Origin of the sequence: Rhodoferax potami (assembly GCF_032193805.1) — a bacterium.
Classification (GTDB): domain Bacteria; phylum Pseudomonadota; class Gammaproteobacteria; order Burkholderiales; family Burkholderiaceae_C; genus Allorhodoferax; species Allorhodoferax potami_A.
The window spans coordinates 74,818-90,284 of the sequence record NZ_JAVBIK010000001.1 but is presented as its reverse complement, the minus strand read 5'-3'; the positions used below and the strand labels follow the sequence as shown (position 1 = coordinate 90,284).

General features: G+C 59.6%; 7 protein-coding genes and 3 pseudogenes. 5 read left to right on the top strand and 5 right to left on the bottom strand.

The window, feature by feature from the left end; translation table 11 throughout:
* Positions 1–130 precede the first annotated feature (130 nt).
* Both purL and RAE19_RS00405 read left to right on the top strand, forming a co-directional pair.
* Positions 131–4,157: pseudogene (gene purL / locus RAE19_RS00410) on the top strand (phosphoribosylformylglycinamidine synthase).
* A 137-nt stretch (positions 4,158–4,294) separates the two neighbouring features.
* Positions 4,295–8,740 (top strand): annotated as a pseudogene (locus tag RAE19_RS00405) (EAL domain-containing protein); the annotation flags it as partial.
* A 37-nt stretch (positions 8,741–8,777) separates the two neighbouring features.
* Here RAE19_RS00405 and RAE19_RS00400 read toward each other — a convergent pair.
* Positions 8,778–9,386 carry an IS66 family transposase gene (locus RAE19_RS00400; protein WP_313876145.1) on the bottom strand — a complete coding sequence of 203 codons (609 nt, stop codon included), beginning with the start codon at positions 9,384–9,386 and terminating at the stop codon, positions 8,778–8,780.
* 20 nt (positions 9,387–9,406) lie between these two features.
* Between RAE19_RS00400 and RAE19_RS00395 the strand changes: the two genes are divergently transcribed.
* The 3 genes from RAE19_RS00395 to tnpC (RAE19_RS00385) all read left to right on the top strand — a co-directional run bounded on the left by RAE19_RS00395 (position 9,407) and on the right by tnpC (RAE19_RS00385) (position 11,763).
* Complete coding sequence (locus RAE19_RS00395) at positions 9,407–9,745, top strand: hypothetical protein (RefSeq protein WP_313873005.1); 339 nt, start codon at positions 9,407–9,409, stop codon at positions 9,743–9,745.
* A complete protein-coding gene (gene tnpB, locus RAE19_RS00390) occupies positions 9,745–10,092 on the top strand; it encodes an IS66 family insertion sequence element accessory protein TnpB (RefSeq protein WP_313873004.1) in 348 nt (115 codons plus the stop codon). The genes RAE19_RS00395 and tnpB (RAE19_RS00390) overlap by 1 nt, the downstream gene beginning before the upstream one ends.
* Before the next feature lie 69 nt (positions 10,093–10,161).
* Positions 10,162–11,763: an IS66 family transposase gene (tnpC, locus tag RAE19_RS00385; RefSeq protein ID WP_313872998.1), complete on the top strand. Its 1,602-nt coding sequence runs from the start codon at positions 10,162–10,164 to the stop codon at positions 11,761–11,763.
* A gap of 27 nt (positions 11,764–11,790) precedes the next feature.
* Here tnpC (RAE19_RS00385) and tnpC (RAE19_RS00380) read toward each other — a convergent pair.
* From tnpC (RAE19_RS00380) to tnpC (RAE19_RS00365), 4 genes and pseudogenes are all read right to left on the bottom strand, one after another.
* A pseudogene (gene tnpC / locus RAE19_RS00380) lies at positions 11,791–12,852 on the bottom strand (IS66 family transposase); the annotation flags it as partial.
* A 75-nt stretch (positions 12,853–12,927) separates the two neighbouring features.
* Positions 12,928–13,275, bottom strand: a complete 348-nt coding sequence (gene tnpB / locus RAE19_RS00375) for an IS66 family insertion sequence element accessory protein TnpB (protein ID WP_313873004.1) — start codon at positions 13,273–13,275, stop codon at positions 12,928–12,930.
* Positions 13,275–13,613 carry a hypothetical protein gene (locus RAE19_RS00370; RefSeq protein WP_313873005.1) on the bottom strand — a complete coding sequence of 113 codons (339 nt, stop codon included), beginning with the start codon at positions 13,611–13,613 and terminating at the stop codon, positions 13,275–13,277. The genes tnpB (RAE19_RS00375) and RAE19_RS00370 overlap by 1 nt, the downstream gene beginning before the upstream one ends.
* A gap of 183 nt (positions 13,614–13,796) precedes the next feature.
* On the bottom strand, positions 13,797–15,398 hold the full coding sequence (tnpC, locus tag RAE19_RS00365) for an IS66 family transposase (protein WP_313872998.1): 1,602 nt from the start codon (positions 15,396–15,398) through the stop codon (positions 13,797–13,799).
* Positions 15,399–15,467: the final 69 nt, after the last annotated feature.

Sequence of the window (15,467 nt, the reverse complement as noted above, 5' to 3'; positions counted from 1 at the left end):
CCGCAATGCCGGTGGGGAAAAGCGGGTCGCTCTGGCGGGTAAAATCCGGAGCTTCCATATGCGTCCCCAGTCAGCGGCCGCGTGTGGATCACCACTCCCCAACGCTCCAGCCCATTACAAGGCCACCACAGTGACCCTGCACATCACCTCTTTCGAGGGCGGCAACGCCCTGAGCAATTTCCGCGTCCAACAACTTCTGCCCGCCCTGCACGGCGTGAGCGACAAGATTACCGGCATTGCAGCCCGTTTTGTGCACCTCGCTGCCACCGAAGCGGCGCTGGACAAGCCCTTGGCCGACAAACTGGCCGCGCTGTTGACCTATGGCGACCCGTACACCGGCCCGGTAGAGGGCCCCGCCATTGTGGTGAGCCCGCGTTTCGGCACCGTGAGCCCCTGGGCCTCCAAGGCGACAGATATTGCCCACAACTGCGGCCTGGCCGTTAAGCGGGTAGAGCGCTTGGTGGAGTACCGCCTGACACTCAAAAGCGGCTTGCTCAGCAAAACCGTGTTGACGCCCGAGCAGCTGCAGGCCGTGGCCGCTCTTCTGCACGACCGCATGACCGAGAGCGCCATGCTCGACCGTGCCCAAGCGCAAGAGCTGTTCAACGCCCTGCAACCCGCGCCCATGGACCATGTGGACGTGTTGGCCGGTGGCAAAGATGCGCTTGTAAAGGCCAACACCCAGTTCGGCTTGGCACTGGCTGCTGACGAAATTGACTATCTGGTGAATGCCTTCACCACGCTGGGCCGCAACCCGACCGACGTGGAACTGATGATGTTTGCGCAGGCCAATAGCGAGCACTGCCGCCACAAAATCTTCAACGCCCAGTTCACCATCGACGGGGTGGCGCAGGACAAGAGCATGTTCGGCATGATCCGCAACACGCACCAGCTGAACCCCCAGTACATGTTGGTGGCCTACTCGGACAACGCCTCGGTGATGGAAGGAGTGCAGGTCGAGCGTTTTACAGCCAAATCGGCCACTGGCGCAGGTGATGTCAGCGCACCTAGCTATGAAAAACATAGCAAAACCAACCACATCCTGATGAAGGTGGAAACCCATAACCACCCTACAGCCATTTCCCCATTCCCCGGTGCCTCTACGGGTGCAGGCGGCGAAATCCGTGACGAAGGTGCCACCGGCCGCGGCTCCAAGCCCAAGGCGGGTTTGACCGGCTTTACCGTCTCCAAGCTCTGGGGCAGCACCTTGGGCAAGCCCGAGCACATTGCCAGCCCGCTGCAAATCATGGTCGAAGGCCCCTTGGGCGGTGCGGCGTTCAACAACGAGTTCGGCCGGCCCAACCTGCTGGGCTACTTCCGTGAGTACGAGCAAACGGTGGCCAGCGATGTGGACACCGTGGCACGCGGCTACCACAAGCCCATCATGATCGCGGGTGGCCTCGGCATCATCGATGCCGACCAGACCCACAAGATCGAATTTCCCGCAGGCAGCCTGCTGATCCAGTTGGGCGGTCCCGGCATGCGCATCGGCATGGGCGGCAGCGCGGCCAGCTCCATGGCGACCGGCGCCAACGCGGCTGAGCTGGACTTTGACTCGGTGCAGCGTGGCAACCCCGAAATCGAGCGCCGCGCGCAAGAGGTGATCAACCAGTGCTGGATGCAGGGCGAGCACAACCCCATCCTCGCCATCCACGACGTGGGTGCGGGTGGTTTGTCTAACGCCTTCCCCGAGTTGACCAACGACGCAGGCCGCGGTGCGCGCTTTGACCTGCGCGCCGTCAAGCTCGAAGAGTCAGGCATGGCACCCAAAGAAATCTGGTGCAACGAGAGCCAGGAACGCTATGTGCTGGCTATCGCCCCCGCGTCGCTGGCGCAGTTTGAAGCGCTGTGCGAGCGCGAGCGTTGCCCGTTCGCGGTGATTGGTGTGGCGACCGAAGAGCGCCAGTTGCAACTGGTGGACGAGGGCGCGGAGTCTCCGGTGGACATGCCGATGAACGTGCTCTTGGGCAAGCCGCCCAAGATGCACCGCGATGTAAAGACCGTGGCTCGCCAATTCAAGCCGCTGGACCTGACCGGTGTGGACCTGCAAAAAGCCGTGATCGACGTGCTGGCACACCCCACTGTGGCCTCCAAGCGATTCCTGATCACCATCGGTGACCGCACCGTGGGTGGCTTGACCCACCGCGACCAGATGGTTGGCCCCTGGCAGGTGCCGGTGGCAGATTGTGCCGTGACACTCGCCGACTTCAAAGGCTTTGCCGGTGAAGCCATGTCCATGGGCGAGCGCACGCCGCTGGCAGCGTTGGATGCACCCGCTTCCGGCCGCATGGCGGTGGCAGAAGCCATTACCAACTTGCTGGCTGCCCCCATCGAGCTGCCGCGCGTAAAACTGTCCGCCAACTGGATGGCAGCCTGTGGCGAACCCGGCGAAGACGCGGCGCTATACGCCACCGTCAAGGCCGTGGGCATGGAGCTGTGCCCGGCTTTGGGTATCTCCATTCCTGTGGGCAAGGATTCGTTGTCCATGCGCACCCAGTGGAAAGACGCCGGCGCCGACAAGAAGGTGACATCTCCCGTGTCCCTGATCGTGAGCGGTTTTGCGACCTTGCAAGACGTGCGCGGCACGCTAACGCCTCAGCTGAACGCGACTGAAGACACCACATTGGTGTTGGTCGACCTGGGCAAAGGTCAGCACCGCATGGCCGCCAGCATCCTGGCGCAGACCCTGGACCAAGTCGGCGACAAGGTGCCCGATCTGGACGACGCCCAAGACCTGGTGAACTTGGTCAACGCGGTGAATGCATTGCGCGCCAAGGGCCAAGTGCTGGCCTACCACGACCGTGGTGACGGTGGTCTGCTGGCGACCGTGGCCGAAATGGCCTTTGCCGGCCGTGTAGGTGTGGCTTTGAACGTGGACATGCTGGTCACCGAAGGCGACGGCATCTCCGACAGCCGCATGGACGTGGGCGACAGCAAAAACTGGGCAGGGCAGGTGGGTGCCCGCCGTGAAGAAGCCACACTCAAGGCCCTGTTCAGCGAAGAGCTGGGCGTGGTCTTGCAGGTGCGCACGGCAGAGCGCTCGGAAGTGATGGCCACTCTGCGCGAACATGGCTTGTCCAAGTTCAGCCACTTCGTGGGTAAAACACGGCCAGCCACTGACGCAATCTCTGCCGGCAAGGGCGAGCTGCAAATCTGGCGTGACGCCAAGAGCATTTTCAGCGCCAAGCTGGCCGACCTGCACCAGGTGTGGGATGCCGTGAGCTGGAAGATTGCCCAGCAGCGCGATAACCCAACCTGCGCCGATGCAGAACACGCCGCTGCCGGTGCCGAGCAAGACCCCGGTATGCATGTTTACATGCCAAACAAGGCTCTAGCCCTTGTGGAATCTGCGCAAGCAGCTATCAAATCAGGAGCTCCTGCCATCCTGACAAGCCGCCCCAAGGTAGCCGTGCTGCGCGAGCAGGGCGTGAACTCCCATGTGGAAATGGCCTACGCTTTCACCGAAGCCGGCTTTGAAGCTTATGACGTGCACATGACCGACCTGCAGACCGGCCGCGCCAAACTGCAGGACTTCAAGGGCGTGGTCGCTTGCGGTGGTTTCAGTTATGGCGACACCTTGGGTGCCGGCATTGGCTGGGCGCGCAGCATCACGTTCAACGACGTGCTGTCTGAGCAGTTCAAGGCCTTCTTTGCCCGCCAGGACACCTTTGGCCTGGGCGTGTGCAACGGCTGCCAAATGTTTGCCGAGCTGGCCGACATCATCCCCGGCGCGCAAGATTGGCCGCGCTTCACCACCAACCAGAGCGAGCGCTTTGAAGCGCGCCTCTCGCTGGTGGAGGTACTGGAATCACCGTCTCTGTTCTTTACCGATCTGGCCTGGCATGCGCCTGCCGATTGCGGTGGCACACGGTGAGGGCTACGCCAACTTCAAATACCGTGGCAACGCCGATAAGGCCATTGCTGCGATGCGCTATGTGGACAACACCGGTGCAGCGACCGAGGCCTATCCGTTCAACCCGAACGGCAGCGCCGGTGGCCTGACCGCGGTCACCACCGCAGACGGCCGCTTCACCGCCATGATGCCGCACCCCGAGCGAGTGTTCCGCAACGTGCAGATGAGCTGGACCAGCCTGGACAAGAGCGAATTCAGCCCGTGGATGCAGTTGTGGCGCAATGCGCGCAAGTGGGTGGGTTAAGTTCGATGTAAACAGTCCGACCCCAAAGCATCCGCAGTGCGCCAGGGGCTCGGATTTCCGGGGCGGTGGCTGAACCTGGCCGGCCTTTTCTCAGTATTTTCACCGTCATAATGCGGAGAGAATGCTAAGGGGGTGCCATGGATAAAGAGGTCAGCCGGGCAGAAATAAGCGCAGCCGAAGTAGCTGCGTGTTACGTGGTGGGGGTAGGGGCGTCTGCCGGAGGGCTTGATGCCTTGGCTGCCTTTGTATCCGCGCTCCCTACAGGCCTGCCCTGTGTGTATGTGATTGCGCAGCACATGGCGCCTACACACCGGAGCCTGATGGCCGAGATCCTTGGGCGGGAAACCAGTCTGCCTGTGCAAGACATCGGGGATGGTGTGCTACCCGAGCAGGGCATGATTTATGTGGTGCCCGCAGGCCACAACGTGTCGTTCTCCAAGGGGCGTTTCAAACTGAGTAGCCCTCCCCCGGAGGTGTCGCCTAAGCCGTCCATCAACCAGATGTTCCAGTCTATGGCCAAAGAGTTTGGCGAGCTGGCCGTGGGCATCGTCCTTTCCGGTACGGGGGCGGACGGTACCCGCGGGCTGCTCGCCATCAAGGCCGGAGGCGGTCTCACCATGGCCCAAGTGCCCGAAACCGCCAAGTACGACGGTATGCCCAGGTCAGCCATCGAGGCCCAAGTGGTGGACCGGGTGCTGGCGCCCGAGCACATGGGTTCTGACTTGGAGCGTTACACCCAAAGCCCGGGCTCCTTGGTCTCTGTGGATGCATTGGCCTACCCCCGTGAAGAGTTAGACATTCTCTTTGGCCTTGTGCAAGAGCACACGCGGATCGATTTCTCCAGCTACAAACTTTCCACAGTGCAACGCCGATTGCAGCGTCGCATGGTGGCAGCCAACGCCCCGACGCTTTCAGACTACCTGGAGTTTGTGAAATCCAAACCGGCAGAGCTGGACGCACTGGCCAAAGAGACACTTATTTCGGTCACCGAGTTTTTTCGTGATCGCGAAGCGTTTACCGTGCTGTCTCGGGCAGCAGGCGAACTGCTTCAGCCCAAAAAAGCCGGCGATGAACTCCGCATCTGGGTCCTCGGGTGTGCTACTGGCGAGGAGGCCTACTCTGTGGGCATTGTGTTTCTTGAGTTGATGCGCCAGCACAACCCGCAAGTACGCATGCAGATTTTTGCCACTGATATTGATAACGACGCGCTCAATGTGGCCCGCAAAGGGCACTACAGCTTTGCCGCTGTCTCCGAGCTGCCGGCGGCCTACCTCGAGCGCTACTTTTCTAGGACAGAGGTGGGCTATGAACCTGTCAAAGCCTTGCGGGATTGCATCACCTTTGCAAGGCAGGACATCAGCGTAGACCCACCATTTTTGAGATTGGACCTGGTCACCTGCCGCAATGTGCTGATTTACTTCAACAATGAGCTTCAAAGCAAGGTGCTCGGCAACATCCGCTACGCCCTCAACGACGACGGCCTGCTGTTCCTAGGGCGGTCTGAAACTGTGAACCAGCAAGAATTACTTTTCTCGGTGGTGGACCGGCGAGCCCGCATTTACCGTGGGCGCGCTAGTGGCAAACCTGCCCGCGTGGGCACCCTAACACGCGGCCCGTTTAAGGCGGTCGGCCTGCCCAGCCGAAAACCTGCCCGCACCCATGAGCAAGTTTTTGTACAAGCACTGGCTGAACATGTAGGCCCCTCGATGTTGCTGGACAGCAACTTGCGGATACTGCACAGCCAAGGGCCCGTCGGGCAGGTTTTGGCTTTTCCCAGCGGTACCCCTGAGATGAACCTCGGTCAGCTGATCGTGCCAGAACTCTCTGGTGAGCTACTGGCCACTCTGCAACGGGCTTTGCGAAGCGGCAAACTCACCTACAGCAGACGAAGGCGGATCGTTTCACGCAGCGGGGAGACTTGGCGCTTGGGGCTGCAGGCGGTGCCGGGTAGCGGAGAGGGGCCTCTTTTGTTGTGTGTCTTTGAAGAGGGCAAAGGCCCTGACGCGAAGGACGCCGGCAAATCTGTCCCTACGGTGCATGACAGCGAAGAAACCCGCTTAGAGCTCGATAGCGCGCGCGAGCAACTTCAAACCCTCATGGAGGAAATGGCGGGCTCGAACGAAGAAATGCAGGCTTTGAACGAAGAGATTCAAGCCGCCAACGAAGAATTGCAAGCTTCAAATGAGGAGCTGGAGGCCGCTAACGAAGAGCTACAGGCCACCAATGAGGAGTTGATCAGCGTCAACGAAGAAAACTTGATGAAGTCGGCGACCCTCGCAGGCGTCAACAGTGAGTTTGAGAGCATGTACAACACGCTGGACTTCCCGGTCCTCGTTTTTGACACTGCTCTGTGTGTGCGCCGGTACAACGGTTGCGCTGTGCGAGCCTACTCTATGCCTGCCAGCAATATCGGCCTGCATTTCAGCCGTTTGCCTTTGCCCGTGCACCTGAGTGGGCTCGAAAACGTGTTGTCAGAGGTATGTGCTGCGGGTCAGAAACAGACGCTGCAGATTGAAGAAGGTACCCACAACTACCAAGTGTTACTCAACCCGATCCTGAACATACATGCCGCGGTTCAGGGGCTGGTAATGGTGGTTCTTGACAACTCTGCGCTGATGAGCGCGCAGCGCTTGCTGAAAAGCAGTCAGAAACAATTGGCCGACATCCTGCATCACACCATAGCGGCGGTTTCAGTGAAGGATGCCTCGGGCTGCTACACCTACGTCAACCGCCGTTTTCAAGAGATGTTCGGCCGGAGTAGCGAGGAGGTTCTGGGCAAAACCGACCAGCAACTGTTTGAGCCTGATTTGGCTTCGCAATTGCGCGGTGCAGACCTCGACACCATGCGCGGCACAACAGCGACTGAACGCATAGACCTTGTAGAGTTGGGCGGCAAAAGCGTGTGGCTAGAGAGCGTGCGCTTTCCGATTTTGGATAGCGAGGGTGTCGTCCGTTCGGTTTGCATTGAAGTTACCGACGTCACTGCGCGCAAGAACGCGGAAGCGCAACTCTTGCTGTCTGCCACCGTGTTTGAGCACGCGGGGGAGGGCGTCGCGATCCTGAGCCCGCGAGGGCAAATTGTGCGCGTCAACAAGGCGTACACCGATATCACCGGCTTCACCTCCAGCGATGTTGTGGGCCGCGACGTGCTCAGTCTGCTGGCCAACACGAGGGTGCAGTCGGATTATGAGAGGGTGCTGGAGAGTGTGGGCACCCAAGGCACCTGGCAGGGAGAAGTCCTCAGCACACGCAAGGACGGTGCTGAATTTCCGCAGTGGCTCACGGTGACGGCGGTACGCAATGACGCCAAGCAGGTGGTGAACTACGTACTGTTGTTTAGCGACATTACCGCTATCAAGAAATCCAGGGAACGTATTGAGCACATCGCAAGCCACGACGAGCTTACGGGGCTGCCCAACCGCAATCTGCTTACAGACCGCCTGAGGCATGCGCTCGCCATCGCCAAACGGCAGGGCGGTAAATTGGCAGTGATGTTCATTGATTTGGATAACTTCAAAAATGTGAATGACACCCTGGGTCACGACGTTGGGGATCTGCTTTTGGTGCAGGCCTCTCAGCGCCTGCAAAGTTGCGTGCGTGACTCAGACACACTCGCCCGCCTGGGCGGCGATGAGTTTGTCGCCATCCTGACGTGTACTCAGATTGAGGAGATCAATACGATCGCAGCGCGGGTGGTCGACTTTATGTCCGCTTCATTCCATATTCAGGAGCATCAGTTGTTTGTGTCGGCCAGCATTGGTATCAGCGTGTTCCCTGACGACGGGGAAGATAGCGTGACATTGCTTAAAAATGCCGATACCGCGATGTACCGATCGAAAGAGCGGGGACGCAATCAGTTTCAGTATTTCGCCAACGAAATGAAAGTGCAGGCACTTCAGCGCATGACACTAGAGACCGGGTTGCGCGAAGCGCTGCACCGCCGGAGTTTGACGGTGGCCTACCAACCTAAGGTGTCCTTGGTGGACGGCTCCGTGGTCGGCGGCGAGGCGCTCGCCCGCTGGGAGGACAAGTTGCTCGGCCAGATACCGCCCAACACTTTCATCCCGATTGCCGAAGCGGCTGGTTTGATCAAAGACCTGGGCTTTCATGTCTTGGAGTGTGTGCTGCGCGACATGGCGCATTGGCGTGCCCAAGGCAAGCAGCTTCAGCGGCTTGCCGTTAACGTGTCTGCACATCAGCTCAAAGATGCAAGCTTTGTGAGTCGGTTGAGTTCCTTGACCCGAACCTACGCGATAGAGCCGGCACTCATCACCCTGGAGTTGACTGAGAGCGCACTCATGGAACGACTTGATAGCGTCTTGGACCGATTGGCCGCGCTCACTCAATTGGGCTTTGAGCTCAGCATCGATGACTTTGGCACCGGATATTCATCGTTAGCCTATTTGCGCAAACTGCCGTTGAACGAGCTCAAAGTGGATCGCAGTTTCGTGGACGGCATTGCGACAGACCCGGATGACCGCAGCATCGCCAAAATGATCATCGATATGGCCCATACATTGGGCTTGCGGGTAGTCGCCGAAGGAGTGGAGAGCGCCGCACAAGTGCAGGCATTGCGCAAAGAAGGGTGTGATGTAACCGGTCACTGTCCGGCGTTATTGCCTACGTTACCAAACCGTGTAATGGTGAACGCAATGGATTCTCGGCGAAGTGCTGCTTCCATTGACGAGGCGTCAGTTCTGAAACTCTGGAGGCGGGGTGGTGGCCTACGCGTTGCAAGACATCAACCAGGTAGGTGTAGGGGTCAATGTCATGTAAACGGCATGTCACGATCAGGCTCTGCATGATGCCCGCGCGCTTGGCGCCCACCTCCGTCCAGCAGAATAACCAATTGCGCCTGCCCATTGGTATCGCGCGCAAGGCGCGTTCCAGATGGTTCGTATCCATGGCCACATCCGCATCGCCCAGAAACACCTGCAGTTGCGCGCGGCGCTCGCGTGCATAGGCCAATGCCTTGGTCAACGGATTGCTGGGCAGGAAGCCTTGCCGCTCGAACTGCAAATCCACCCATTCAAAGAAGTTCTGCACCAGCGGTTTGCTGTGGCTTAGACGGTGCTCTCGTTTGGCATCCCCGTAGAGGTCACGTTCACGAATGGCTTCTTCCTGGGCGTAAATCTCGCCAATTTGCTGCAGCGCCTGGCCAGCGTAACCGGTCACTGTCCGGCGTTCTTGCGAACTGATTGCAGGTACCAAAGAATGCGCCCTGATCAACAAACAGGACGGGGTCGGATATGGAAGAGACGCAGAGCGTGCTCAGGCGTGCAGTGTTGAGTGAACAGACTTGGGCTGAGGTACTGGATCGTTTTGACCGCGCTGGATTGACGATAGATGAATTTTGCAGCCGCGAAGGCATCAGTCGCAGCAGCCTTGCTCGCCGACGCACGCTTAGGAATAAACAGAGGGGAATCGCGTCCCCGCTGCGAACGAACAAGGTAGCCCCCACCACCGTGCCGAAGGCGGCGTTCGTTGATCTGGGCGACCTTGCTGGAGTGCACGGCAGCGGCAATGGAGCCATGGAGTTACGCATCGAACTCGGCTCGGGCATGAGTTTGCATCTGGTACGCCGGTAATGTTCTTTCCCGAGGGCCGCATTCGCGTGTTCCTGTATGGCCAAGCTGCCGATATGCGCCAGTCCTACGACGGCTTGTACGCTCTGGCACGCCAGGGGTTTGAAGTGGATGTGCTGGCCGGACACATGTTTGTTTTCATCAACCGGCGGCAAACACAGATGAAGGTGCTGTACTTTGACCGCAGCGGCTGGTGCCTGTGGTGCAAGCGTTTGGAGAGCGGCAAGTTCTCCCGTAAAGGCGTTCAAGGCGGCAGTGGCGAGATCGACTGCACGGCGCTCAAACTGATGCTCGAAGGCATCGAAGTGCGCCGACGCCACAAACGCTACCAACACCCTGCGCGGAGGTGACGATGTGCCCATTTTCAATCCGGAGAAGCACTCTTTTGCTTTGTCCCTAAAGGCCGCAAGATAAGGCCCATGTCGATGCCCAATACCAGCACTCCCACATTTACCGTCGAAACGGTCATGGGGCTGTCGCCGCAGAGCATCGCGCAGACACTGCAAGCACAGGCCGCCAGCATCAGCGCGCTGGAGCAGCAGCTCGAATGGTTCAAACGCCAACTCTTTGGCAAGAAGAGCGAGCGCTTTGCACCCTTGCCCGATGCGCAGCAAATGCACCTGGGGCAACTCCTGGGCGACCTCCCTGCCACTGATGCGCCCGAAGCCGACTCCGACTCCAACACCATCCCTGCACACCAGCGACGCAAACCCCGCAGCAACTTTGCCGACGAGGGCACGCCCGCATCGTTCTTTGACGAAACCAAGGTGCCCGTGCACACCATCGAGCTGGCCAACCCCGAGACCAAAGACCTCTCGCCCGATCAGTACGAGGTTGTCAGCCAGAAGGTCAGCCACCGCTTGGCACAGCGCCCCGGTGCCTATGTGGTGCTGAAGTATGTGCGCTCTGTCATCAAGCGCCACGACACGCAAACCCTGCACTGTGCGGGCGCGCCAACAGGCATCATTGAGGGCAGCCGCGCTGACGTGAGCTTGCTCGCAGGCGTTGTTGTTGACAAGTTTGCCTGGCACATTCCGCTGTACCGGCAGCACCAGCGCCTGAGCCAAGCGGGCTTCAAACTCAGCCGGGCGTGGCTGACGCAACTGGCGCAAAAGACCATTTCCCTGCTGGAGCCGATTTACGACACGCAGCTCGAGTCGATCCGCAACAGCCGGGTCAAGGCAATGGACGAGACCCCCATCAAGGCCGGGCGCAGTGGGCCCGGCAAGATGAAGGCGGCCTACTTCTGGCCTGTGTACGGCGAACTCGATGAGGTGTGCTTTGCCTATTTCGAGTCGCGCCGCCACGAGCACGTACAGCAGGCATTGGGGCTGCCAGGGGCCACAGATGCCGTGTTGCTCACTGACGGCTATGAGGCCTATGCACGTTACGCTGCCAAGACCGGCATTACGCATGCCCAATGCTGGGCGCACTGCAGGCGTGGCTTCTTTGAAGCTCTAGGGGCCGAGCCACAGGCCGCTGGCCAGGCGCTGCAGCAAATTGGCGAGATTTACGCCCAGGAAGAAGCCATTCGTGAACGTGACCTCTACGGGGATGCCAAACGAGAGCACCGTCTAAGCCACAGCAAACCGCTGGTGCAGAACTTCTTTGAATGGGTGGATTTGCAGTTCGAGCGGCAAGGCTTCCTGCCCAGCAATCCGTTGACCAAGGCATTGGCCTATGCACGCGAGCGCCGCGCGCAACTGCAGGTGTTTCTGGGCGATGCGGATGTGGCCATGGATACGAACCATCTGGAACGCGCCTTGCGCGCGATACCAATGGGCAGGCGCAATTGGTTATTCTGCTGGACGGAGGTGGGCGCCAAGCGCGCGGGCATCATGCAGAGCCTGATCGTGACATGCCGTTTACATGACATTGACCCCTACACCTACCTGGTTGATGTCTTGCAACGCGTAGGCCACCACCCCGCCTCCAGAGTTTCAGAACTGACGCCTCGTCAATGGAAGCAGCACTTCGCCGAGAATCCATTGCGTTCACCATTACACGGTTTGGTAACGTAGGCAATAACGCCGGACAGTGACCGGTTACTGGCCAGCGGCCTGTGGCTCGGCCCCTAGAGCTTCAAAGAAGCCACGCCTGCAGTGCGCCCAGCATTGGGCATGCGTAATGCCGGTCTTGGCAGCGTAACGTGCATAGGCCTCATAGCCGTCAGTGAGCAACACGGCATCTGTGGCCCCTGGCAGCCCCAATGCCTGCTGTACGTGCTCGTGGCGGCGCGACTCGAAATAGGCAAAGCACACCTCATCGAGTTCGCCGTACACAGGCCAGAAGTAGGCCGCCTTCATCTTGCCGGGCCCACTGCGCCCGGCCTTGATGGGGGTCTCGTCCATTGCCTTGACCCGGCTGTTGCGGATCGACTCGAGCTGCGTGTCGTAAATCGGCTCCAGCAGGGAAATGGTCTTTTGCGCCAGTTGCGTCAGCCACGCCCGGCTGAGTTTGAAGCCCGCTTGGCTCAGGCGCTGGTGCTGCCGGTACAGCGGAATGTGCCAGGCAAACTTGTCAACAACAACGCCTGCGAGCAAGCTCACGTCAGCGCGGCTGCCCTCAATGATGCCTGTTGGCGCGCCCGCACAGTGCAGGGTTTGCGTGTCGTGGCGCTTGATGACAGAGCGCACATACTTCAGCACCACATAGGCACCGGGGCGCTGTGCCAAGCGGTGGCTGACCTTCTGGCTGACAACCTCGTACTGATCGGGCGAGAGGTCTTTGGTCTCGGGGTTGGCCAGCTCGATGGTGTGCACGGGCACCTTGGTTTCGTCAAAGAACGATGCGGGCGTGCCCTCGTCGGCAAAGTTGCTGCGGGGTTTGCGTCGCTGGTGTGCAGGGATGGTGTTGGAGTCGGAGTCGGCTTCGGGCGCATCAGTGGCAGGGAGGTCGCCCAGGAGTTGCCCCAGGTGCATTTGCTGCGCATCGGGCAAGGGTGCAAAGCGCTCGCTCTTCTTGCCAAAGAGTTGGCGTTTGAACCATTCGAGCTGCTGCTCCAGCGCGCTGATGCTGGCGGCCTGTGCTTGCAGTGTCTGCGCGATGCTCTGCGGCGACAGCCCCATGACCGTTTCGACGGTAAATGTGGGAGTGCTGGTATTGGGCATCGACATGGGCCTTATCTTGCGGCCTTTAGGGACAAAGCAAAAGAGTGCTTCTCCGGATTGAAAATGGGCACATCGTCACCTCCGCGCAGGGTGTTGGTAGCGTTTGTGGCGTCGGCGCACTTCGATGCCTTCGAGCATCAGTTTGAGCGCCGTGCAGTCGATCTCGCCACTGCCGCCTTGAACGCCTTTACGGGAGAACTTGCCGCTCTCCAAACGCTTGCACCACAGGCACCAGCCGCTGCGGTCAAAGTACAGCACCTTCATCTGTGTTTGCCGCCGGTTGATGAAAACAAACATGTGTCCGGCCAGCACATCCACTTCAAACCCCTGGCGTGCCAGAGCGTACAAGCCGTCGTAGGACTGGCGCATATCGGCAGCTTGGCCATACAGGAACACGCGAATGCGGCCCTCGGGAAAGAACATTACCGGCGTACCAGATGCAAACTCATGCCCGAGCCGAGTTCGATGCGTAACTCCATGGCTCCATTGCCGCTGCCGTGCACTCCAGCAAGGTCGCCCAGATCAACGAACGCCGCCTTCGGCACGGTGGTGGGGGCTACCTTGTTCGTTCGCAGCGGGGACGCGATTCCCCTCTGTTTATTCCTAAGCGTGCGTCGGCGAGCAAGGCTGCTGCGACTGATGCCTTCGCGGCTGCAAAATTCATCTATCGTCAATCCAGCGCGGTCAAAACGATCCAGTACCTCAGCCCAAGTCTGTTCACTCAACACTGCACGCCTGAGCACGCTCTGCGTCTCTTCCATATCCGACCCCGTCCTGTTTGTTGATCAGGGCGCATTCTTTGGTACCTGCAATCAGTTCGCAAGAACGCCGGACAGTGACCGGTTACGGTGTGATGTGGGTCAAGGTTTTCATTTCCACAGACCGATGAAAGCTGACGACTTTGTACAGCTGCTACGTAACCGGTCACTGTCCGGCGTTATTGCCTACGTTACCAAACCGTGTAATGGTGAACGCAATGGATTCTCGGCGAAGTGCTGCTTCCATTGACGAGGCGTCAGTTCTGAAACTCTGGAGGCGGGGTGGTGGCCTACGCGTTGCAAGACATCAACCAGGTAGGTGTAGGGGTCAATGTCATGTAAACGGCATGTCACGATCAGGCTCTGCATGATGCCCGCGCGCTTGGCGCCCACCTCCGTCCAGCAGAATAACCAATTGCGCCTGCCCATTGGTATCGCGCGCAAGGCGCGTTCCAGATGGTTCGTATCCATGGCCACATCCGCATCGCCCAGAAACACCTGCAGTTGCGCGCGGCGCTCGCGTGCATAGGCCAATGCCTTGGTCAACGGATTGCTGGGCAGGAAGCCTTGCCGCTCGAACTGCAAATCCACCCATTCAAAGAAGTTCTGCACCAGCGGTTTGCTGTGGCTTAGACGGTGCTCTCGTTTGGCATCCCCGTAGAGGTCACGTTCACGAATGGCTTCTTCCTGGGCGTAAATCTCGCCAATTTGCTGCAGCGCCTGGCCAGCGGCCTGTGGCTCGGCCCCTAGAGCTTCAAAGAAGCCACGCCTGCAGTGCGCCCAGCATTGGGCATGCGTAATGCCGGTCTTGGCAGCGTAACGTGCATAGGCCTCATAGCCGTCAGTGAGCAACACGGCATCTGTGGCCCCTGGCAGCCCCAATGCCTGCTGTACGTGCTCGTGGCGGCGCGACTCGAAATAGGCAAAGCACACCTCATCGAGTTCGCCGTACACAGGCCAGAAGTAGGCCGCCTTCATCTTGCCGGGCCCACTGCGCCCGGCCTTGATGGGGGTCTCGTCCATTGCCTTGACCCGGCTGTTGCGGATCGACTCGAGCTGCGTGTCGTAAATCGGCTCCAGCAGGGAAATGGTCTTTTGCGCCAGTTGCGTCAGCCACGCCCGGCTGAGTTTGAAGCCCGCTTGGCTCAGGCGCTGGTGCTGCCGGTACAGCGGAATGTGCCAGGCAAACTTGTCAACAACAACGCCTGCGAGCAAGCTCACGTCAGCGCGGCTGCCCTCAATGATGCCTGTTGGCGCGCCCGCACAGTGCAGGGTTTGCGTGTCGTGGCGCTTGATGACAGAGCGCACATACTTCAGCACCACATAGGCACCGGGGCGCTGTGCCAAGCGGTGGCTGACCTTCTGGCTGACAACCTCGTACTGATCGGGCGAGAGGTCTTTGGTCTCGGGGTTGGCCAGCTCGATGGTGTGCACGGGCACCTTGGTTTCGTCAAAGAACGATGCGGGCGTGCCCTCGTCGGCAAAGTTGCTGCGGGGTTTGCGTCGCTGGTGTGCAGGGATGGTGTTGGAGTCGGAGTCGGCTTCGGGCGCATCAGTGGCAGGGAGGTCGCCCAGGAGTTGCCCCAGGTGCATTTGCTGCGCATCGGGCAAGGGTGCAAAGCGCTCGCTCTTCTTGCCAAAGAGTTGGCGTTTGAACCATTCGAGCTGCTGCTCCAGCGCGCTGATGCTGGCGGCCTGTGCTTGCAGTGTCTGCGCGATGCTCTGCGGCGACAGCCCCATGACCGTTTCGACGGTAAATGTGGGAGTGCTGGTATTGGGCATCGACATGGGCCTTATCTTGCGGCCTTTAGGGACAAAGCAAAAGAGTGCTTCTCCGGATTGAAAATGGGCACATCG